Source organism: Allopontixanthobacter sediminis (assembly GCF_009828115.1).
Lineage (GTDB): Bacteria > Pseudomonadota > Alphaproteobacteria > Sphingomonadales > Sphingomonadaceae > Allopontixanthobacter > Allopontixanthobacter sediminis.
The window spans coordinates 1081920-1104086 of record NZ_WTYL01000001.1 but is presented as its reverse complement, the minus strand read 5'-3'; the positions used below and the strand labels follow the sequence as shown (position 1 = coordinate 1104086).

Sequence of the window (22167 nt, the reverse complement as noted above, 5' to 3'; positions counted from 1 at the left end):
GTAGCGCTACCATGATGAGAGGGACCAAACTTGTCAACCGGCTTGCCGCACGATTCACCGTATTGGTCGTAATTGCCCTTTCGGCAACGCCATCCTACGCAGAAGACGGGTACGATCTGTGGTTGCGGTTCGCCCCGCTGGACGGAGTTGCTGCCGCTAAGTTGAAGAGCCAGACGCCGGTCGTCGCACCCATTTCGGAGGGCGATCGTAGCTCCACCTTGGACGTGGCGGTGGAAGAGTTGGAGCGCGGGCTGACCAGTTTGCGGGGGGAGGGCGATCCCCCGCCGGCACAGAACCCGGTCCAGATCATCCTCGATTGCGGCACCGAGCCCGGCACCGGCCAGTCCGGGTTCAGCCTGACACCGCAACTTGAGGCGGAGCGCCCGACATTCCGAATCGCTGCGCAGGACCATATCGGTTGCCTTTACGGCAGCTATGCCCTCCTGCGCGAACTGGCTGCGGGTCGCGGTCTGGGCGAAATAAGTCTCATCGACGCACCAGCCATGCCGCTGCGGCTGCTCAACCATTGGGACAATCCCGATGGGCATGTCGAGCGCGGCTATGCCGGACGCTCGATCTTCGATTGGTGGAACCTGCCTGGACGGCTGGATCAACGCATGATTGACTACGCTCGGGCGAATGCGTCGATCGGTATCAACGGCGCCGTGGTCAACAATGTCAACGCCCGCGCGTTCATGCTGGAGCCGCGCTATATCGCCAAGCTCAAGCGGCTGGCCGATGCGTGGCGGCCGTATGGCATCAGAATTTACGTATCCGCCCGTTTCAGTGCTCCGCGCGACATCGGCGGGCTCGACACCGCCGACCCGCTCGACCCGGCGGTTCGCCAGTGGTGGCAAGCCAAGACCGACGAGATCTACGCTTCCATTCCCGACTTCGGCGGCTTCCTGGTCAAGGCCAACAGCGAAGGACAGCCGGGCCCGCAGGACTATGGCCGCAGCCATGCGGACGGGGCGAACATGATGGCGGAGGCCGTGGGGGATCGCGGGACGGTGATCTGGCGCGCGTTCGTTTACTCGGCAGAGGACGACACCGATCGCGCCAAACAGGCGTATGACGAATTCAAGCCGCTCGATGGACAATTCGCGGACAATGTAATCGTCCAGGTCAAGAACGGCCCTATCGATTTCCAGCCGCGCGAACCGTTCCACCCGATGTTCGGGGCGATGCCGAAGACCCGGCTGATGCTCGAATTGCAAATTACCAAGGAATATCTCGGTTTTGCCAGCCATCTCGCTTTCCTCGGTCCGATGTGGGAGGAAGTGCTCACCGCCGACACCGGCGGCGAAAAGTCGGTTGCCGATGTTATCGTGCCTGTCGGTATGGCGGGTGTCGCCAACACCGGATCGGACCGGAACTGGAGTGGTTCGGTGTTCGACCAGGCAAACTGGTACGCGTTTGGCCGGCTGGCATGGAATCCTTCAATGTCCAGCGATGCAATCGCGCGCGAATGGACGGCGCAAACCTTCACCCGCAAGCCGGCGGCGCTTGAACCCATCGTGCGCATGATGCTGGAAAGCCGCGAAGCGGTGGTGCAGTACATGACGCCTCTGGGCCTCGCGCACCTGATGGGTACCGGCCATCACTACGGACCAGCGCCGTGGGTATGTGACTTGGCGCGGCCCGAATGGAACCCGTGCTATTATCACCGGGCGGACCGGGATGGCATCGGGTTCGACCGGACGCCCAGTGGATCGAACGCGATTAGCCAATACGATCCCGCCATCGCCGCACAGTGGAGCGATCCCGCTGCTATCGACCCGAAGTTGCTCCTGTGGTTTCACCGCGTCGATTGGGATCACCGAATGGCGAGCGGACGGACCCTGTGGCACGAGCTGGTCGCGGAATACGACCGCGGCGTGGCAAAGGTGGACGGGTTCGCAGCTACCTGGTCTGCCCTGGAATCCGAGATCGATCCGGAAAGGTTTCGCGCAATTTCCGAACGCCTCGCCATCCAGCAAACCGAAGCCCGCTGGTGGCGCGACGCCTCCATAGCCTATTGGCAATCGGTCAACGGCCTGCCCCTGCCGGAAGGCACGGCAAAGCCGCCCTTTTCCGTCGAATATTACCGTAAGCTCGAATTTCCGGAGGCACCCGGCCAATGAACGTACTTGCTGGACCTTCGGCCATGGTTCTATGGCGATGAAGATGGACACCAAGGAAGATATCCGGCCATTAATCCGGAAACGCAATTCTCGCCGCAGCAACGCGGCTCCCACGATCGCAGACGTCGCGCGTGAAGCCGAATGCTCACCGATGACGGTTAGCCGGGTAATCAACGGTGAAGAAAACGTCCGGGCCGGCACGCGTGAGCAGGTTCTGGCCGCCATTGATAAGCTCAACTATGTGCCCAACCGCGCGGCGCGCTCGTTGGCGGGCGGAGCGCAGCTCAGGATCGCCCTGCTGTTCGATAACCCCTCGGCATCCTATCTCAGCGAGTTCCTGATGGGTGCGCTCGAAGAAGCGAGCAAGCGCGACATCCACCTGGTTGTGCAGAGCTGTGAGACTGTACCGGAAAGCAAGACGCTGATCAGCAAGCTGGTCGATGGCGGGATTGTCGGTTTCATCCTGCCGCCGCCGCTGTGCGACGATCAAAGCGTGCTCGACCAGATCCGCGATTCTGGCGGAATTGCAGTTGCCGTCGGACCCGGCCGCGCAACCGGATCGCATGGTGCCGTGCTGATCGACGAATTCCAGGCGGCCTTCGACATGACCCGCCACATCATCGGGTTGGGCCATAAGCGGATCGGGTTCATCATCGGCAACCCGGAACAGATGGCGAGCGGCCAGCGGCTCGAAGGTTACCGCGCCGCGATGAACGAAGCCGGTCTCGAAATCAGTGACAGCCTGATCGCCCAGGGTCAGTTCACCTATCGCTCAGGCATGACCGCAGCCGAGCGCCTGCTATCGGTCGACCGACCGCCAACTGCCATTTTCGCCTCGAACGATGACATGGCCGCCGCAACCGTAGCTATGGCCCATCGCAGGCATCTCGATGTCCCCAACGACATTACCGTATGCGGCTTCGATGACACCGAGCTTGCCAGTTCGATCTGGCCCGAACTTACGACCATTCGCCAGCCAATCCGGGAAATGACGGCGCAGGCCGTGGCGATGATTGCCAAGGTCTACAAACAGAAGACACCCGCATCGAGGGCCAAGTGCGAACAGGTCACGCTGGCCTACAAGCTGGTGCGGCGCAATTCCGACGCGGGGCCCAGTCTCGCTCCTTCACTAATGCATCATACGGATAAAAAATGACCTCAGATTCCGGCGGTCGCCGGCTGCGTTCGCGCGACTGGTTCGACAATCCCGACCGCATGGACATGACCGCGCTCTATCTCGAGCGGTTCATGAACTACGGCATCACGCCTGAAGAACTGCGCAGCGGCAAGCCAATCATCGGCATCGCGCAAAGCGGGAGCGACCTCTCGCCGTGCAACCGGATCCATATCGAACTGGCCAAGCGGACACGCGACGGCATTCGCGACGCAGGCGGCATCCCGATCGAATTTCCGGTCCATCCGATTTTCGAGAACTGCCGCAGACCCACCGCCGCGCTCGATCGCAATTTGCTGTATCTCGGCCTCGTCGAACTGCTCAACGGCTATCCGCTCGACGGGGTGGTCCTCACCACCGGCTGCGACAAGACCACGCCCAGCCAGATCATGGCGGCAAGCACCGTCGATATTCCTGCAATCGTGCTCAGCGGCGGCCCGATGCTGGACGGCTGGCACGAAGGCGAGCTCGTCGGTTCCGGTACGGTAATCTGGCGCAGCCGCCGCAAGCTGGCGGCGGGCGAGATCGATGAAGAGGAATTCCTCGCCCGTGCCACCGACAGTGCGCCGAGCGCCGGACATTGCAATTCTATGGGGACGGCCAGCACCATGAACGCGGTGGCCGAAGCGCTCGGCCTGTCGCTAACCGGCTGCGCGGCGATCCCGGCGCCCTACCGTGAGCGCGGCCAGATGGCTTACCGCACCGGGCAGCGGATCGTCGAAATGGTCCACGCAGATCTCAAGCCGTCCGATATCCTGACGCGTGAGGCCTTTTTGAACGCGATTGCGGTCGTCAGCGCTTGCGGCGGATCATCCAATGCGCAGCCGCATATCCAGGCAATGGCGGCCCATGCCGGGGTCGAACTGCCGCTCTCGGCGTGGCAGGATCATGGCTACGAACTGCCGCTGCTGCTGAACATGCAGCCGGCGGGCAAATATCTCGGCGAGCGGTTCCACCGCGCGGGCGGCGTGCCGGCGATCATGTGGGAATTGCTTCAGGCGGGGCGCCTGTACGGAGACTGCCCGACCTGCACCGGCAAGACCATCGCGGACAATCTCGGCGGCCGGGAGAGCGGTGACCGGGAGATGATCCGGCCGTTCGCCGATCCGCTGATGGATAACGCCGGATTCCTGGTGCTGTCGGGCAATCTGTTCGACTTTGCCATTCTCAAGACCTCGGTCATCAGCGATGATTTTCGGGCACAGTATCTCTCGCACCCCGGCGCGGAAAATGTGTTCGAAGCCCGCGCGATCGTGTTCGATGGGTCGGACGATTACCATCACCGGATCAACGACCCGGCCCTCCAAATCGACGAAGACTGCATTCTAGTCATCCGTGGTTCCGGCGTAATCGGCTGGCCCGGCAGTGCCGAGGTCGTCAACATGCAGCCGCCCGACGCCATGATCCAGCAAGGCAAGCAATGGCTGCCGACGCTGGGCGACGGACGTCAGTCCGGTACCAGCGACAGCCCCTCGATCCTCAACGTTTCGCCCGAGAGCGCGGCGGGCGGTGGATTGGCGTGGCTGCGAACCGGTGACCGGATCCAGGTCGACCTGAACCATCGTACCTGCAACGCTCTCGTCGACAATGCGGAAATTGCGCGCCGACTGGCGGACGAACCCCCGCCGCCGATCCCGCCGAGCAACACGCCTTGGGAAGAGCTGTTCCGCGAAAAGACCGGCCAGCTGGGCGAGGGCGGGGTAATGGAATTCTCGCTCAAATACCGGGGGACCGCCCGCAAGCTACCGCGCCATAACCACTAGATGAGGGCGCTAGGTACCTGCGGTTATGCGCAGCGTGAGACCGGCTGATTGTCCGGGAGCCAAAGTAATCATGTCGTCCGGGCGCTGATTCAGCGCGTCGGGTAAGTGGGTCACCGGTTCCAGGCATAGAAAATCCGCTCGCGGGGGCGCGTAGACATGCAGGCACTTTGCGCCCGAAGTGTGCAGTTCGATCGATCCCAGATCATCCTCGATGCGGGCGTGACCATCCCATCCGGCAAAGCTATGATCGATCAGCTGGTCCGGCAGCTCCGCTCCGGCCGAAAAATCGCCAAACAGTGCAGCCTCCGCTGTCTCGCCTGTCGGTATCTGGTCTTCACCCACCAGGACTATCGTATTGGAATGGAACGTTATCCGGGTTTCCGGCCGGCGTCGAAAATAGGGATGCAGACCCAGCCCTGCGGGCATCGGCGTGTCAGAAGCATTCGTGACTTCGAGAGTGATTGCTGCGCCGCCAGGTTCGAGATGCACAGTCTGCGTTGCGCGGTAGGCCCAGGGCCATTGGCGGATGGGGGTTCGGAGCGGCAGCGGACCGAGGCACGAGTGATCGTGCACAAGGGTGCAGAAATCTTCGCGTTGTTCGGCAATCCGCCAAGCGCTTTGCCAGCCCATGCCGTGGATGGACGAGGTTTCCGGCGGAAAATTATGCGGCAGCTTCACGTCTGATCCATGCCAAGCAAACCTGCCTCCGCGAACCCGGTTGGCATAGGGAACGAGCGGAAATCCGGCGCTGTCCAGCGGACTTCTTGCTCCCGCAGACATCGTCCGCAACACCTCTGTTCCGCCAGAAGCAAGCGATGCCATGATGCCGCCTTCTGCCGGGCGGAGTGTTGCGCGCCAGCCCCCGCCGTACAGGTTTACCTCGGCCATCAACACATCAACTTGCGGAAATGCCGGCTGCATGGCCAGAGACGAGCGCCAGCATCGCGCGGTCGGTGTCGAAATTACCGTACCACCCCTGCGGCTCGTGCGGAGGGTCGCCCATATAGGTTCGGTCCCCGTCCACGAACCGGAAATCGTCATGCTGCGCGCGCGCTTCGCCATTCCACGCCCAGAAATTGCTTCCCTGCAATGGCCCACCTTCGCGCCAGCTTGATTCGACGGCGTCATAGATCATGCGATAGAATTGTTCGCGGAAGCGGGTGGTAGTCCCGGGCGCGTATGTTTCGCCGTCGCGGGGAAAGCCAAATTCTTCGATCAGCAGCGGCTTGTCGAGATCGCGCGCCATGCTGGTGTGCGACGCCAGATATTCGGCGACTTTCTTGCGGCCTTCCGGCCAGGTTCCGGCCAAGTCCTCGCCATCGACCCAGCTCCAGTTGAGCGGCCAGATATGCGCCGTGAGATAATCGACCTGCTCGTGCGCAGCCTTGACCAATTCTTCGCTACCGTTGGTCGCCTGCGTACCCTCCTGTCCCAGCGAGACGAGGTGGTTCGGTGCAAGCGTACGGAGCAATTCAGCGGTCGACGCGATCCACCCGAGATACGCCTCGCGGTTCCGCGCGATCGCGGCCTCGCTGCCGCCGGGCCGCGGTTCGTTGGCAAGCTGCCAGCTCATTACTGCCGGATCCTGGGCGTAGAGTATTCCGGTGACGGTGTTGGTTCTGCCGACGATGTTGCGCAGGTGCGCGCGATACGATTCGAGCGCGCCGGTGTTCTGATAGAATTTGGCGGTGGCATCGGCAAAGGCGGGCCAGGGATGGGCGGGGTCGCCCATGTCGATGTATTCACTCGTATTGCGAAACAGCAGGGTCTGGAGCCCGCCCGACCATTCCCAGAAATTCGACAGGACCAGCACCGCGGTCATGCCGCGCCGGGCAATTTCGGCCATGGCGAAATCTAGCCCTTCGAACAGCGCAGCGTTGTCGCTGCCGTCGGTGCGGGTGAAGCCGGGCTTGATCGAATTTTTTAGCGGGCCTTCCTCAGCCGCGGCCATGATCCGGAGGTTGTTCAGGCCGAGCGCCTGCAGCCGGTCGAGTTCGCGGACAAGGCGCCCGCGGTCGCCATAGTCAGTGTCTGCGCCCAGCCATGCCGCGTACCACATGTTTGCGCCGACAATTCGGTACGGCTCGCCGCCGCGCAGCAGGCGGGTGCCTTGGCGGGTAACGAAACCGGACTTGCGCCCGCGTGGAATGGAAGCGCACCCCGGCAAAGCGGCGAAACCGGCAGTGGCGGCAGCACCGGCGAGCAAGGTTCGCCGGCGTAGTTTCACTGCGCAATCTCGAGTTCGAAGCCCGGGATCGGCATGCCGCGCCCGTCGTAAAGGTTCACGATCGGAGCATCGGCCCACGCATGACGGACGCGCGTGGCCGGCTTGCCGTCTGCGGGGATAACCATCGAACTGCCGGTCAGCTGGGGGGTAACGAAACGGCAGCTGTCCTGTGTTTCGCCGCACAGCTCGACGCCAAGCGCAGTCGCGCCGCCAAGTGCCACGAGGCCGCCTTCGATGCCAGTAAAGGTCACGGTTACACTACCTCCAGCTAACGAGGCGCTGTCCGGCATCGGCAAGGGCTCTCCGGAAAAGGCGCGGGCAAGCCGCTTGCCCAAATCGTTCTTGTTGGCGGGATGGATGTCGCTCGGTTCGCCAATGTCGATTGCTGTGACCAGGGCCGCGTTCGCATCGGCCTCAACCGCATCGATTTGTTCCTGCCGCAGTTGCGCCCATCCCGAAGCAGCGGGTTCGCTGGTCCGCGTGCCGTAATCGGCAAGCTGGACCACCATCATCTTTGCATCGCTGCCGAATTGTGCGCGCCATCCGGAGAACAATTCGCGCAGCTTGTTGTCGTAATCCGGTTGACCGACATCGGACTCGCCCTGGTACCACGCGACCCCCGCGAGCCGCATCGGGCCGATGGGGGCTACCATCGCGTTGTGCATCACGCCGATTCCGGCGTTGGCATCCCACGGTGCGCGCGGCGGCACACTGGTGACCGCGGATTTCGAATATTCCCAATCCGCCCCTAGCGGAATCGCGTCGCCGCTGCTCCCGGGCGTGAAGAACAACCGGTCGGGCCCGCCAAAAAAGCCGCCGGTGTCCCACATGTTGTTGGCAGCGATCAGGATTTCGTTCTCGCCCGCGCGCAGGAATTCGGCCGGGATCCGGTATGTACGCTCAACGCCCCAGCCAAACGTGTAGCCGACCGGATTTCCGTTAACGAACGTCAGGTCCATATCGTCGATCGCGCCGACTGACAGCGATCCGGCCTGCGTGGCCTGGTCGGCAGTCAGCGTGAACGATTGGCGCAGCCACACATTTGCGCGTGGTTCCTTGTCCAGCCCAGTGCCGGTCCATTCGTTCCAGAAAGAAAACTTCGGGATCGGTTGCCAATCCAGCGTGTCCGGATTCTTCCAGGGCTCCCGACCGCCGTCTTCCTTGCGCCACCAATCGAACCACTGCGGGACGAATTCCTGGGTGGCTGCGAACGGATCGCGCGAATAAGTCTGCAGCAGGGCGAGTGCTTCTTCGCCGTAAAGTGAGCGCACCCCCGCAGGGGTTAGCCATGCACGCGCAGCGCTGCCGCCCCAATTGGAGTGGATAAGGCCGATCGGCACGCTCTTGTCGCGCCGACGGAGTTCTTTCGCCATGTAGAAACAGGCTGCGGAAAACTCGGCCACCGTGTCGCCGGTCGCGGCCTGCCATTCCGGCCGATCCGCGAAATCGGATTCCGGCACCGGCGCTGTCGTTTTCGCGATTTTCAGCAACCGGATCCCGTCGTCCGCCGCAACCCGCAACTGGTTCGACGTGTCGAGGGCGCGGGTTACCGGAAGCTCCATGTTCGACTGGCCCGAACAAAGGAACACGTCTCCCACCAGCAGATTGTCGTAGGTGGTAGACCCCGACGCGTCGGCAATTGTCAGCGATTGGGGTGATCCGGATGCGGGCCGCGCGGGCAGAGTAATCGTAAAACGGCCCTTGTCGTCGGCGCGCGCGCGTGCGGTGTCGTCGCCGAGTTCGGCCGAGACAGCAATCCCTGGCGATGTCTGACCTTGGAGCACGACCGGCTGCCCGCGCTGGAGCACCATGTCATCACCGTAGGCCGGCCCAAGTGTAGGCGCCGCGGCGGCCATGGCCGGGGCCAGCAGGATGAATACGGTTCCCGCTGCGCGGATCACCCGAGCTTCGCCCGCGTCTGGGCAAAGCCCGCAACGGGTGCTGCGAAACCGAACAGGCTTCCCGCTTGCGGATAACTTTCCATGTCGGCGGGTTTCATATCCTTGGTGGCGCTGGTGACGAAGCCGGTGCGCAGGTCCTTGCCGCCGAACGCCATCTTGGTGATGTCCCGTGCGGGGATCGCGATCGTGGCGGCGAGTTCGCCATCCGGGGTAAATCGCGCAACGCGGCCGCCCAGATACAGGCCGGTCCAGACATGATCCTCGGCATCGACGACAGGGCCATCGGGATAGGCATCGGAAAACAGCGCGCCAGTGTCGGCAAAAGGCCGCGCTTCGCCGACCCCTGCCGGCGAGAGATCCGCGACCATGATCTTCTGTGCGGTGGTGTCGGTGAAATAGATACGGTCGCCTTGCGCATTCACGGCGGGGCCATTGGTTATGGCGATTCCGCTAGGGCCTGCGGCGCGGATTTCGCCGCGGTCGAAAACATAGAACCTGCCCGATGCAGAGCCCTCGCTGTCGTCCATCGATCCGAACCAGACCCGGCCCCAGGGATCGGTGCACGCGTCGTTGAGCCGGTTGCCCGCCGGTTCGCCCGGAACGGCCATCAGCTTTTCGAAATGCTCGGTTTCCGGGTCGAAAGTGTACAGGCCGTCCTTCAGCCCGCACAGCAGCAGATCGCCGTCTGCAGGAATGGCCCAGCCGATCTGCCCGGGCGCCTCGGCATGCGCGTTGCTGCCGGTTTCCGGGTCGTAATGCCACAGGAAATGGCGCTTGATATCGACGAACCAGACAACCTCGCGCTGGGCGTCCCACAACACGCCTTCACCGAGTTTGCTGTCAGATGGCAGCAATTGGCGCACGTTCAGTTCTATCTCCATCCGGCATCCACCCAGTAATTGTGCGCGGTGCAATACCGCGCGTCATCCGAAGCGAGGAACAGGGCCATCGCAGCAATATCGACCGGCTGGATACGCCCATCCAGACATTGCGCGGCGACAATCTCGGCCTCTCCCTCGGGAGTATACCATTTCATCTGGCGCGGCGTCTGCACATTGCCGGGAATGATCGTGTTCACGCGGATATTTGCGCCACCAAGTTCGCGCGCAAGGCTGCGCGTCAGCCCTTCGATCGCGGCCTTGGCCGTCTGATAGATGGCGAGATCTTCCAGCCCGAGGTGCCAGCTGATCGAACCGAGATTGATGATCGATCCTCCGCCTGCCTGCCGCATCGCGGGAATGACTGCTTTGGCGGCAAAGAACTGGTGCTTGAGATTGACCGACATGCGCTGGTCCCAATATTCGGGGGTAACGTCTTCGATCTTGTGGCGGTCGTCATTGGCCGCGTTGTTGATCAGCACGTCGCAGCCGCCGAGACGGCCGATAATCTTGCTGATCTTTTCGCCGTAATCCGTGGAATCGGTTACATCGCAATGCACGAATTGCGGCGCGATTTCAGCGTCCGCCAGGCGGGCGATCAGGTCTTCGCTCGATTCCTGTTGAAGATCGACAAACGCCACGGCGGCGCCTTGCCGGGCGAACGCTTCGACGATGCCTTCGCCGATGCCCGATCCGCCACCGCTGACGATAATTTTTCGGCCTTTTAGGCTGGGATAGGTCGCTGAGTTTTCAGCCGGACCGTTCGATTGCGACATTATAATTATATCCCCACTCCGTTGCCGCGCCGACTTGATGCACAAGCGGCGTCATGCGTCAAATTTTGTCGACCAACCCTCGGCTGGCCAGATTGCTTACGAAAGCGCCGATGCCCATGGTCCAGGCTGGCGCATCGCGAGAAGTCGTCACGCTGTTCGTAAGTGTGCCGATCTTCTGTGATCGTATTGTCACGCTGTCGCCGACCTTGTGCGTGAAACCGGCACCGGCCACGTCCCGGTCCTGCGTCGGCGCGAACATCGTGCCGCAGAACAGCACGAAACCGTCAGGATAGTGATGTTCGGACAGGCATTGCGCCACCAGGTCCGTCGGATCGCGGCTGATCTGCGCCATCACGTTGCGCCCTTCGAGGCGGTAGCCGTCGGGGCCTTCGATAATTAGTTCCACGTCCGCATTGCGGATATCGCCAAGGGTGAAACTGTCGTCGATGAGGCGGATGAATGGACCGATCGAACAGCTGGCCGTGTTGTCCTTCGCTTTTGACAGCAGCAGCGCAGAGCGACCTTCGAAATCACGCAGATTGACGTCATTGCCCAGCGCCGCACCGACGATTTCGCCATGAGCATCGCAGACGAGCACGATTTCGGGTTCGGGATTGTTCCAGCTCGAATCGGAACGCACCCCGATCTGAGCGCCGGATCCGACCGACGACAGTACCGGCGACTTGGAGAATATCTCCGCATCCGGACCGATCGCGACCTCGAGATATTGCGACCACATGCTTTCTTCGATGAGGAGGGCCTTGAGCTGAGCCGCTTCTTCGCTGCCCGGCACGACCGAGCGAATGCCCGATCCGATCTTGTCTTCCAGCTGTTCGCGAATCTTCGCCGCGACGCTCGCATCGCCCCGGGCGCGCTCCTCGATCACCCGTTCGATCGCCGAAAGTGCAAAGGTGACCCCGCTAGCCTTGATACATTGCAGGTCGATCGGCGACAGGAGTGTCCACCCTTCGGGCAGGCCATCTTCCACCGGGCCAATCTTTTCGCCGCCAGCAAAGGTCCGTCGGGCAATGGCCCCTGACACAGTCGCGACTACGCCGGTAAGATCGAAAATCTCACCGCGTTCGATAGAAATCACACAGGGACCGGCAGGCGACTGCGCGCGGCCGACGAATTTGCCCGAGGCGTAGTCCGCCGGCAGAATATCCAGAATTGTTTTGGCCATTACTGGCTCTTGCCCTCCCAACTGATAGCGCTACCATAGACATGCATTAACTGGCGGACAAGCCCTAAGCGTCGCTAGATCGGGAGAGTGATATGAAATATTTTTCGGCACTGATGGCTGGTGCCTGCGCGTTTGCTGCGTACCATCCGGCGGCGATTGCAGCGCCAACAGCCACGTTCGACTATCTGGAATATCGGGCAACTGGAGATACTGGTCCGGTCGCTCCGGAAACCTTCCGGAATCCCGTTCTGCCCGGATTTCATCCTGATCCCTCGATCGTGCGGGTCGGTGACGACTTCTATGCGGTAACCTCGACCTTCAGCTGGTTTCCCGGCTTACCGATCTTTCAAAGTACCGACCTCGTAAACTGGCGATTCGTCGGCAACGCTATCGACCGTCCGGAACAGGTGGACTTCTCCGGCCTCGGCACCAACCGCGGCCTGTTTGCGCCCGCGATCACGCATCAGGGTGGCAAGTTCTGGATCGTCAACACCTGCATTGATTGCAAGGGCAACTTCGTGATTACCGCGGACGACCCGGCGGGGCCGTGGTCCGATCCCGCTTGGCTTGATTTCGGCGGGATCGATCCGTCGCTGTTCTTCGCGGAGGATGGCACGGCATGGATCGTCTACAACGATGCGCCGCCGGGCGAGCCGCGATACGAAGGGCACCGCGCGTTATGGCTGCAGCAATTCGATCCGGTGGCAATGAAGATGCTGCCAACCCGGACCCTGTTGGTCGATGGCGGGGTCGATCCTTCGAAGAATCCGATTTGGGCCGAAGGTCCGCACATCTACAAGATCGAAGACTGGTATTACCTCCTGACGGCCGAAGGCGGGACGGCGGACCAGCATTCGCAGACGATCTACCGGTCGCGAGAATTGCAGGGCCCTTATGCGCCCGGACCTTTCAATCCGATCCTTACCCAGCGTGACTTGCCCGCCGATCGGCCGGATCGGGTGGAAGCGACCGGCCACGCGGATATCGTGCAACTGGACGATGGGACCTGGTGGGGCGTTTTTCTCGCCACCCGGCCATTCGCAGGGCAATCGACGCTGATGGGGCGGGAGACGTTCCTTTTGCCGGTCCGGTGGATCGACGGCTGGCCGCGTTTCCTGGATCAGGGTGAAGCCGTGCCGATGGAACCGGCGCGGCCCAATCTTCCACCGGCCGCCGATTTCGACCTGCGCAGTTGGCGGGAAGACTTCGATGAAGGCCTTTCGGGAGAATGGATCAGCCTCCGCACACCCGGACCGGTGCAGTCGCGCATGGTCGACCCGGATACCGGGCGGCTGCAGGTGATTGCGGGGCCCGACGCGGCGGGAAGTCTCGGCAATCCCGCATTTGTGGGACGGCGTCTGCGTCATCATGATGCGGACTTCACGACCCGCCTGCAGTTCGACCCTGACCAGCCGGGCGACTTTGGCGGATTGCTCGCCATCATGGACGAGAGCCATTTCCTGGCGTTCGGGATCGAACAAGGCCGGCTGGTGGCACGATTGCGGACCGATCCCGCCCAGCCGGAGTTCGGCGAAGTCGTCGCCGAGCAAGCAATATCGGCAAACGGTCCGGTCGAACTGCGGCTGAGTCTGCGTGGAGGATCGGCCACAGTGTCATGGCGCGAGCGGGCGGGCGGCGCGTGGCAAGATCTAGGCGCTCCGATAAATGTCGAACCGCTGGCTTCGGTTCATGCCGGTCTGTTCACCGGGCTTGTCGTAGGACCTTACGCCTACGCGCCGCGATAGGTTTCATTCTGCCTTGAATACATAAACCGGGCCGATATCCACACTTTGAACGGCGGTCGCGAAATGCAGTGCGACCGCCGCTTCACCCGGGCCGAAGCTGCGCGTCGCAGTGACCGGAATGCGGACCATCTGCCAGCGGTCGCCGACCGTGAAGGCCTTGTCGCCGAAGCCGTCATAGGGCGGGGCGGTGCCTTGCAGGCGGACCGCGACGAGGCCCTTGCCGTTGGTGGTTTCGGCCGACTGCGTGCGTGCCACGACGGCAATGACCAGCCGGTCCCCTTCGGCAATGGCGGTAGCGATAGGTATATTGGTCCCGAGGTCCCACGGGTTTGCCCCGACCGAGGTGGTTGTGAAGCGCGTTGCCTTGCCTAGCCAGATGGCGGGCTCGTCCAGTTCTTCCCAGCGGCCTCCGGCGCCCGAGTGGCCCCACGGACGCGCAGCCGGGTTGTTGATCAGGCGGCCTGCGCTGCGCAGCGGATCAGGCATCTCGATAGAAGCGGCGTCAGGCACAACGGCGGCAGTTACGGTTGCAACGGGCGCTGCAGCCTTAGGCGCAGGGGGCGCGGAGATGATCGACGCCGCACCCTTGACCACGATGGCTTGGCCGATTTCGATAACCTGCTTGGCGCCGGCGAGTTGGAGGGCGACCGTCGCATTCGCGCGTTTGATCGGGCTGGCGGCGGTACCACTGACTTCGTACCATTTCCACTCGGAGCCGACCGAAACGACCTGGTCGGCAAATCCGGAATATGGCGCAGCATTTTCCTGCACCCGGACCCCGATCGTGCCCTGACCGTCCGCCGCGCCGGAGGCGACGGTGCGCGCGTAGAAACCGACGGTAACCACCTCCCCGCGTTTGATTTCTGCGAGCAGCGGGATCAGCGTCTGCGCTTCCCAGACATCGGCACCCTTGGCAGCAACCGAGTATCGCCGCGCGGCACCCCCGCCGGGGATGCTCGCATCCTGAACACCCTCGGCTTCGAGCCCCGTGCCCTGTGTCAGCCACACCAGATCGGTCGGGTCATTGATGAGGCTACCGGGCACTTGCGCGTCGAAAGCCTGTAGTTCGGGGGAAAGTTCCTGCCCGATCGCGACATTGACGGGCCAGGCCAGGACGGTTCCGGCGAGGAATGCGGTGAGTAAGCGGCGATGCATGGTGCTATCCTTCCGTGGTCAATCCTGTTCCGGCAATCCGACGGCGGCCAGCATGCCCGGCAGCCAGCGCCCGGCTTCGCGGTCCCAGAACGGGAACGTATTTGCATAGGCCCAGTTGCACATACCAATGCCGGTCGGCGCGAAGGCTTCGCGCAGCATCCGGTGGTACGTTGCGCGGTCCGCGGTTGGGATATGTTTGTCGTAAGCGCCGACTTCACCCATGAACGGCGTCTTGCCGGTTCGAGCGATGTAGGCCTGGATTTTGGCGACGTCCTGCTTCAGCTTTTCCCGGTCTTCCTCCGTCGGAAATTTCCGTCCGACCGGCGGCACGTCCGGCGCGGTCCAGCTGGCCCCCTGATGGGTGTAGAGGAACGGGTCGTAATAGTGGAACGTCGGGTGGATGTTCGCATCATCGGGCAGCGGCAACGTGGCAAGCGAATCGATGCCGCTCCAGTTCTCGCCCCCGATGATGACCGCGCGGGTCGGGTGCGTCGCCCTGACCGCTTCCAGTGCCGGGGTCAGCGTTTCGAGCAAGTTCGTATGGTTGAAATTCTTGTGCGGTTCGTTTTCGAGTTCGAACCACAAGGTTTTCTCAGGATAACCTCTGAACCGTTCCGCGATCTGTTTCCACACAGCACCGTGCCATTCCGCAACGGCGAGCGGCTGGTCATGGATCGGGTCGAAGTGGTGACTGTTGAGTATGACATTGAGATCGGCAGCCAGGGCTTGGTCGACGACTGTCTGGACGCGGTCCATCCACGCTTTGTCCACTGGCCACGGCGCCTTATTGGTGGTCTTGTTGTGCCACCGAACGGGAATTCGTACCGTCTCGAACCCGGCCGCCTTGATCCTGGCGAAATCCTCCGCAGCCACGGGCGCACCGCCCCAGCTACCTTCCTGTTCGGGCTCGAGCGTGTTGCCGAGATTGATGCAGGTTCCGACCGGCAAGGCCGGGGTGATTTGAGGGGCGGCGGGCGACTGGGCCATGACGCCGCTTGCGGCCAAGGACAGTACAGACAGTCCCACGGTAAGTGAGCGGATCATCAGGCATCTCCCTCTGCCGATTCTGGACGACCGGCTAGTTCGCGTTAGCGCTAACATGAAGAGGAGGTGACGGTAAAGTACCGATCTAAACTGGTCCGTCAGCGGACGTTAAGTATCTGCGCCAGGAAACGGCGGATCATCTCGTCACGCTGGGGCGAGGGCGGCCCCGTGACTGTTCGGGCGTGCGGCGGAAGGTGGTCCGCTGCTTCCTTCGCATCCGGTCCAAACACGAAATGGTCGAACCATTCGCGCCACGCGTCGCGCTGACCATCGGGCTGGTCCCGGATCGCCAGGATCGCGTGGATCAGGGCGAGAAAACCGCCCCCATGGGGAGCGTCGTTGTGCCAGTAATTCACCAGGATATTGATCGGTGCCGTGGCCTGAACATGGTGCCACCACAGGGTCGGAATGTAGATTGCATCACCCGGTTCGAGTTCGGCAAACTGGGCCTTGGCCAGAGCGTCGGCGAAGCGCGGGTAGCGCTCATGATCGGGGGCAAGCGGATCGACCATGCTGACCGGTTGTCCGGCGAGAGTGACGTCGAACGGTCCGACATACAGATCGGCGGTGGCCTCGGGCGGGAACAGCGTGAAGCGCCGCCGGCCCAAGGCCACGACCGCGAAATTGTCCGACAGGTCGAAATGGGTCGCCACCTGGGTCGCATTGCCGAGCCATACCCGCGTGGTCGCGCCAGTTTCCGGCCCGGCTAATGCGAAGGGATTGTCCGCCTCGAAACCTGGCAAATGCGACGCGGCAGAGGTCGCTCCGGCGTAAATTCCGATCGGTTCCGCCTGTTCCGCAATCTGGCGCAAATGGTCGGCCAGCTGCGAGATGGTCGCCTGTTCGCGCCGGAAATTGAAGGCCCGCATATCCGGACTGTAGAAGAAACGGCCCTTTTGGTCCGGCGGGGCGATCATCAGCATCGTCGGCGCGCCGCTGTCGAGACCTTCGAGATAACCGAGAGCCTCGTCAGCAGAGCGATTGCCCGCCGCGACAACCGGCCAGTCACGCGCCGCGCCGCGTATCACCACCGGGCGATACAGCGGGCGAATGTCGCGCTCGAACGTGGTACGATCGGGTGCGGCGATTTCTTCGACGGGGCTCATCGCCCAGGTCCTAGCACATCAGGAGCGGGTTCAGGAACAGGGCAGGACCACTTGTGCGTCTGTGCCCAGCCGTACTTCTCCGATTGCGTAATCCGCTTGGCCCACGGTGTTCAGCACGAACGGCTCGGTCAGATTGGTGACCTCTGCCCCTTTCTGGCGCAAGCACTTGAGCGGAATGCCGTAGCGTACCCATTCTCCGCTGGCAGGCATCGCGAAGTTAGCAAATCCGCGGGCGTTGGGGCCGATCGCGCCGATCCTTGCGCTGTCGGGCGCGTCCCACACCTTGATGGTCGCCAGCAGCAGGATGTCCGCGTTGGTTTCCTTGTCCACATTGACCGCTTCGAAGTTACGGAGCGCGACATTGGCGGTGCCGCTGTCGATCGTGAAGCGCCGTGCGCCTTCCTGGACCACGAAGTTTTCCGCTGCGATGCGCACTCGTCCGCCGAGCGCCTCGGCGGGGACGGTGGTGACGCGGGTCTGGTCACCGGTGGTCTCGCCGTTCACTAGCAGAGACCAGCGCGCGGCTGGCGAACCGGCGCTGAACCATAGCCGGCTGTCACCCGCCATTGCGCTGGCGTCCAGTTCGGCCAAGGGTGTCCACGCGGAGCGCGGGCTGCGGTACGTCAGCCCGTCACCGAATTTGAACAATGCGCCATCCGCCATGTCGACGGTGCGCGGCCACGCGGTGGGCAGCTTGCCCACGAAATCATGGCGCGGGCTGCCTTCTGCGCTGCCAACCAGCACGTCGGCGATCCCGCCGCCCTCGGTGCCGGGAAGCCAAGCGACCACGAAGGCGTCGGCGGAATTGAGAGCCGGGTTTACGTACAGCGGCCGCCCGGTGATCATCAACGCGACAACCGGAATTCCCTGCGCCTTCAAGCGGCGCATAGTTTCGTAGGGAGCGGTAAGTTCCGGATCGAGCGCAAGCACTGCGCGGTCACCCTGAAATTCGGCATACGGCGTTTCGCCGAAGACCACGACCGCAGCATCCGGGCGCTGGGAGAACTGGCCATCAGGCGCAAGTTCCGCGCTTCCTCCGCCCGCTTCCACGGCTTGTTTCAAACCGCTCCAGATCGACGTAGCTCCGGGAAAATGGCTGTTGTCGACCCCGGTGCCCTGCCAGGATAATGTCCAGCCCCCGGACTGCCGAGCAATGTCGTCAACTCCTTCTCCAGCGACCAGCAGCCGCCCGCCCGGAGCGATCGGCAGCACACCCTGGTTCTTCAGCAGTACAAGCGACTTTCGCACCGCTTCGCGCGCGACTTCACGGTGTTCCGGCGCGCCGAGCAATTCATACTGGCCCGAATACGGCCGATCGGAAGGCTTGCCCGCTTCGAACAGCCCCAGCCGGCCCTTGACCCGCAAGATTCGCGTAACGGCATCGTCGATCCGGTCCATCGGGATCGTGCCGGCCTTGGCGCGGGCCAGCGTGTCTTCGTAGATCGGTTTCCAGGTGTCCGGGGCCATGTACATGTCTAGCCCGGCTGCCAGTGCCTGCGGGCAGCTGTCGTTGGTGCAGCCTTCGACCTGGCCGTGGGCATTCCAGTCGGACACGACGAAGCCGCCGAAATCCATCCGGTCTTTCAGGACCCCGGTAATGAGCGACTTGTTGCCGGTCATCTTGACGCCCTGCCAGCTCGAGAAACTGACCATGACCGTCGATACACCCTCGGCAATCGCGGGGCCGTAAGGCGTGCCGTGAATGTCGCGGAGTGCTTCCTCCGTGATCGAGCTGTCACCTTGGTCGACACCCTTGTCGGTACCGCCATCGGCAAGGAAGTGCTTGGTCGATGCGATCACGTAGGGCCCGGCAAGGAGATTATCATTGGTGGGCGGGCCCTGCAGGCCGCGAACCATCGCGCCGACATAGGAAGCGACAAGGTCCGGGTCCGAGGAATAGCCTTCGTAGGCGCGGCCCCAGCGGAAGTCCTGCGGCACCGCAACGGTCGGCGCAAAGGTCCACTCCTGCCCGGTGACGCGGATTTCCTTCGCCGTGACGTGCCCAATACGTTCGATCAGTTCCGGATCGCGCATTGCGCCGAGGCCGATGTTGTGTGGAAACACGGTTGCACCGATAATGTTCGCATGCCCGTGAACTGCGTCGGTACCCCAGACAACAGGAATGCTTACCCCGCCGTCGGAATCGTCGACCGACGCGAGGTAGAAATCGTCGGCGGCCTTGAGCCAGTCTGGCGCGGGCGAAAGATCGTTTCCGTTCGGGCCACTGTTACCGCCCACCAGGATCGAGCCGAGATTGTAGGTCTTCACATCTTCCGGAGTAACGCAGCAAAGATCCGCCTGGACCAGCTGGCCGACCTTTTCTTCCAAGGTCATAGCGGCGAGCAGGCGGGTAATGCGCGCTTCATCGTCTGCCTGCAGCGGGACGGGATAGTTGTAGGCAGGCCAGATTTCGGGATTGGCGATACCCGCAGCGGCGACCGAGGCTTCGGTTCCACCAGCTTGTGCGGTGGGGACAGTATTGGCCCCGGTTGTCGTGCACGCAGCGAGCGCGGTTCCTGCCAATAAGGCGAATGTCCTGCCGAACGCGACCATGATCCCAATCCTCTCTCACGCAACCGTCGTTCGGTCGCTGTCCCACGCGCTTTCCCAATTGGGAGCGCTATCATCCTGCTATGAAATGCGGTGACGCATGTCAATCGCGGCAGCCTTGCCTTCTGGCGATTGTGACCGTAGCGTGTGCGGACAAGCGCATGAAAAGAGCGCGGGAGGGGACATCGGAATGCGGGCATCGGCTTCTTTGGTAGCGATATCATTATTCACCGTCGCCGCGTTTCCCACCGGGGTGCGGGGAGAGGTCATGGCGTTTGGTGAAACAGTTCCGCAAGTCATCGACCGGCCCTCTCCAGAGGTCGCTTCGCCTGATCCATCGCCCATCCGGTTGGATATCGATTCGCTGATCGAAAGGATGACGCTGGCGGAAAAGATCGGCCAGTTGGTTCAGCGCATGGGGGGGCGTTCCAAGGCGCTCAATTCCAGACTTGGTCCCGACGAACTCGAGAAAGTCCGACGCGGCGAAGTTGGCTCTTACCTCCACGTTGCCGGTGCTGCGCCGCTGCGCGAGCTGCAGCGGGTGGCTGTCGAGGAAAGCCGCCTCGGCATCCCGTTGCTGTTCGCGATGGACGTCGTGCATGGCTACCGCACGATCTTCCCGGTTCCGCTGGCCATGTCGGCAAGCTGGGATCCGCAAGTCATGGAAGACCATGCACGGATCGCGGCGCGCGAATCCGCCGCTGCCGGACTCCATTGGACTTTCGCGCCGATGGTCGATGTCGCGCGCGATCCTCGGTGGGGCCGTATCGTGGAAGGCGCGGGCGAGGACGCGTATCTCGGCAGCCGGATGGCGGAGGCGCAAGTTCGCGGGTTCCAGGGCAGCGATCTTGGCGCGGCGGACACGATCATGGCCGGAACCAAGCATTTCGGGGCCTACGGCGCTGCCGAGGGTGGGCGGGATTATGCCGGTGCCGAAGTCGGCATGCGCACCATGCAGGAAGTCTATCTCGCGCCCTTCCGCGCCGCCGCCGAAGCGGGCACCGCAAGCTACATGACCGCCTTCAACGCGCTCGACGGCGTTCCGACCACCGGTAACGAAGCGCTGCTGCGCACCATGTTGCGGGACCAGTGGGGCTGGGAAGGGTTGTTGCTGTCGGATTGGCGTGCGGTCGAGGAACTGCTGGCGCACGGGGTGGCGGGCACCCGTTCCGATGCCGCCGGACTGGCCCTGCGCGCGAGTGTCGACATGGATATGGTCGCCGATGTTTATGCTGCCGACCTCGCCGCAGCTATTGCTACGGATCCGGCGCTCTTGCCGATGCTCGATCAGGCGGTCCGGCGTATCCTGACGGTGAAGCGCGATCTCGGACTGTTCGACGACCCTTACAAATATCACGACACACAGCGGGAGGCGGCGGTGATGCTGTCCGCCGATCACCGCGCTGCGGCGCGGGCCAGCGCCGAGCGGTCGATCGTGCTGCTGAAAAACGAGGGCAACGTGCTTCCGCTGGCGCGTGACGCAGGACGGATTGCGCTGATCGGGGCGCTGGCAGACGACGCCTTGTCGCAGCTTGGATCATGGCGTGCGCGCGGGCAGGCGGAAGACGTGGTGACCCTGCGCGCCGCGCTGGAAGCCGCGCATCCCGATGTGCGCTATGTTCCCGGGGCCGACAGCCGGTCGGACGATCCGTCAGGCATTGCCGCAGCGGTTGCCGCCGCCCGGCAGTCGGACATTATCGTTGCGGCGCTGGGGGAAGATTTCGACTGGTCCGGCGAAGCGCGCAGCCGCTCGTCGCTCGATCTGCCGGGCCGACAGCGCGAATTGCTCGCGGCGCTGGCGGCGACCGGAAAGCCTTTGGTGGTTGTGCTGATGGGCGGCCGTCCACTCGCCATCCCCGAAGTCGATGCGCAGGCCGATGCCGTGCTCGCCACGTGGCTACTGGGTGTCGAGGCTGGGCCCGCAATCGTCAACACCCTGTTCGGCGACAACAATCCCGGCGGCCGGCTGACAGCGAGTTTCCCCCGCTCGGTCGGGCAAGTGCCCGCCAATTACGATCACCTTCCTAGCGGGCGCCCGGCAGACCCCGACATCGCCAAAGACACCGCGCGGTATATGGATCAACCGATCACTCCGCTGTACGCTTTCGGGCACGGACTGAGCTATACCACCGCGGGTTACGGGCCGATCGCATTGTCGGGCAAATCGATCGCTGCCGCGGGCGGCACGGTCACCGTGACGGTGCCGGTGACCAACACCGGGATCCTTGCGGGCGACGAGGTCGTCCAGCTCTACATGCGCGATCCGGTGGCGAGCGTCTCCCGCCCCGTCCAGCAATTGCGCGGCTTTGCCCGCATCCGGCTTGAGCCGGGTGAGAGCAGGTCTGTCAGCTTCACCCTGACGGCGGCCCAGTTCGCCCTGTGGAGCGCGGCGGGCGAATGGCAAGTCGAGCCAGGCGAAATCGAGCTGATGGTCGGGAGCGCGTCGAACGACATTCGCGCGCGCACCACGGTCACCATAACCGGCTCCGCGCCCGGCACGATCGCGCCCGCTGCCATCCCCACGGTAGTCGCCGTTCGCTGA

At 63.0% G+C, this 22167-nt stretch carries 15 protein-coding genes; 5 read left to right on the top strand and 10 right to left on the bottom strand.

The features are described from left to right. Positions 1 to 14: 14 nt before the first annotated feature. Genes GRI65_RS05420 through GRI65_RS05410 form a run of 3 tightly spaced genes read left to right on the top strand, consistent with a single transcriptional unit; the run spans position 15 to position 5060 of the window. Entirely contained in the window at positions 15 to 2123 is a 2109-nt protein-coding gene (locus GRI65_RS05420; RefSeq protein ID WP_160755452.1) for an alpha-glucuronidase, read from the top strand. Positions 2124 to 2154: 31 nt separating this feature from the next. Beyond that, the gene (locus tag GRI65_RS05415) at positions 2155 to 3279 is read left to right on the top strand and encodes a LacI family DNA-binding transcriptional regulator (RefSeq protein ID WP_232843921.1); all 1125 of its coding nucleotides are present in this window, start codon (positions 2155 to 2157) and stop codon (positions 3277 to 3279) included. Further along, positions 3276 to 5060: an IlvD/Edd family dehydratase gene (locus GRI65_RS05410; protein ID WP_160755451.1), complete on the top strand. Its 1785-nt coding sequence runs from the start codon at positions 3276 to 3278 to the stop codon at positions 5058 to 5060. Before GRI65_RS05415 ends, GRI65_RS05410 begins: the two co-directional genes overlap by 4 nt. Positions 5061 to 5069: 9 nt before the next feature. Here the strand turns inward: GRI65_RS05410 and GRI65_RS05405 are convergent, their stop codons facing one another. From GRI65_RS05405 to GRI65_RS05380, 6 genes are read right to left on the bottom strand one after another with little or no spacing between them, the layout of a single operon-like run. After that, the gene (locus tag GRI65_RS05405) at positions 5070 to 5948 is read right to left on the bottom strand and encodes an aldose 1-epimerase (RefSeq protein WP_160755450.1); all 879 of its coding nucleotides are present in this window, start codon (positions 5946 to 5948) and stop codon (positions 5070 to 5072) included. Positions 5949 to 5955: 7 nt separating this feature from the next. Next, positions 5956 to 7287: a glycoside hydrolase 5 family protein gene (locus GRI65_RS15435; protein WP_160755449.1), complete on the bottom strand. Its 1332-nt coding sequence runs from the start codon at positions 7285 to 7287 to the stop codon at positions 5956 to 5958. Beyond that, positions 7284 to 9188 carry a sialate O-acetylesterase gene (locus GRI65_RS05395; RefSeq protein ID WP_332872601.1) on the bottom strand — a complete coding sequence of 635 codons (1905 nt, stop codon included), beginning with the start codon at positions 9186 to 9188 and terminating at the stop codon, positions 7284 to 7286. Before GRI65_RS05395 ends, GRI65_RS15435 begins: the two co-directional genes overlap by 4 nt. Continuing rightward, a complete protein-coding gene (locus GRI65_RS05390; RefSeq protein WP_160755448.1) occupies positions 9185 to 10069 on the bottom strand; it encodes an SMP-30/gluconolactonase/LRE family protein in 885 nt (294 codons plus the stop codon). Before GRI65_RS05390 ends, GRI65_RS05395 begins: the two co-directional genes overlap by 4 nt. Beyond that, the gene (locus GRI65_RS05385) at positions 10060 to 10842 is read right to left on the bottom strand and encodes an SDR family NAD(P)-dependent oxidoreductase (RefSeq protein ID WP_160755447.1); all 783 of its coding nucleotides are present in this window, start codon (positions 10840 to 10842) and stop codon (positions 10060 to 10062) included. Before GRI65_RS05385 ends, GRI65_RS05390 begins: the two co-directional genes overlap by 10 nt. A gap of 58 nt (positions 10843 to 10900) precedes the next feature. Then, positions 10901 to 12025: a fumarylacetoacetate hydrolase family protein gene (locus GRI65_RS05380; protein WP_160755446.1), complete on the bottom strand. Its 1125-nt coding sequence runs from the start codon at positions 12023 to 12025 to the stop codon at positions 10901 to 10903. A 92-nt stretch (positions 12026 to 12117) separates the two neighbouring features. Between GRI65_RS05380 and GRI65_RS05375 the strand changes: the two genes are divergently transcribed. Continuing rightward, positions 12118 to 13770, top strand: coding sequence for a glycoside hydrolase family 43 protein (locus tag GRI65_RS05375; RefSeq protein ID WP_160755445.1), 1653 nt, complete (start codon positions 12118 to 12120; stop codon positions 13768 to 13770). A 3-nt stretch (positions 13771 to 13773) separates the two neighbouring features. On the opposite strand, the gene GRI65_RS05370 is transcribed toward GRI65_RS05375, so the two are convergent. The 4 genes from GRI65_RS05370 to GRI65_RS05355 all read right to left on the bottom strand — a co-directional run bounded on the left by GRI65_RS05370 (position 13774) and on the right by GRI65_RS05355 (position 19628). Then, on the bottom strand, positions 13774 to 14925 hold the full coding sequence (locus tag GRI65_RS05370) for a carbohydrate binding domain-containing protein (RefSeq protein WP_160755444.1): 1152 nt from the start codon (positions 14923 to 14925) through the stop codon (positions 13774 to 13776). A gap of 18 nt (positions 14926 to 14943) precedes the next feature. After that, positions 14944 to 15969 (bottom strand): glycoside hydrolase family 5 protein, encoded by a 1026-nt coding sequence (locus GRI65_RS05365; protein WP_232843920.1) that lies wholly within the window; start codon positions 15967 to 15969, stop codon positions 14944 to 14946. A 98-nt stretch (positions 15970 to 16067) separates the two neighbouring features. Continuing rightward, positions 16068 to 17075: a cupin-like domain-containing protein gene (locus GRI65_RS05360; protein WP_160755443.1), complete on the bottom strand. Its 1008-nt coding sequence runs from the start codon at positions 17073 to 17075 to the stop codon at positions 16068 to 16070. Between the two features lie 30 nt (positions 17076 to 17105). Next, positions 17106 to 19628 carry a glycoside hydrolase family 3 protein gene (locus tag GRI65_RS05355; RefSeq protein ID WP_160755442.1) on the bottom strand — a complete coding sequence of 841 codons (2523 nt, stop codon included), beginning with the start codon at positions 19626 to 19628 and terminating at the stop codon, positions 17106 to 17108. 97 nt (positions 19629 to 19725) lie between these two features. Between GRI65_RS05355 and GRI65_RS05350 the strand changes: the two genes are divergently transcribed. Then, positions 19726 to 22167, top strand: a complete 2442-nt coding sequence (locus tag GRI65_RS05350; RefSeq protein ID WP_232843919.1) for a glycoside hydrolase family 3 N-terminal domain-containing protein — start codon at positions 19726 to 19728, stop codon at positions 22165 to 22167.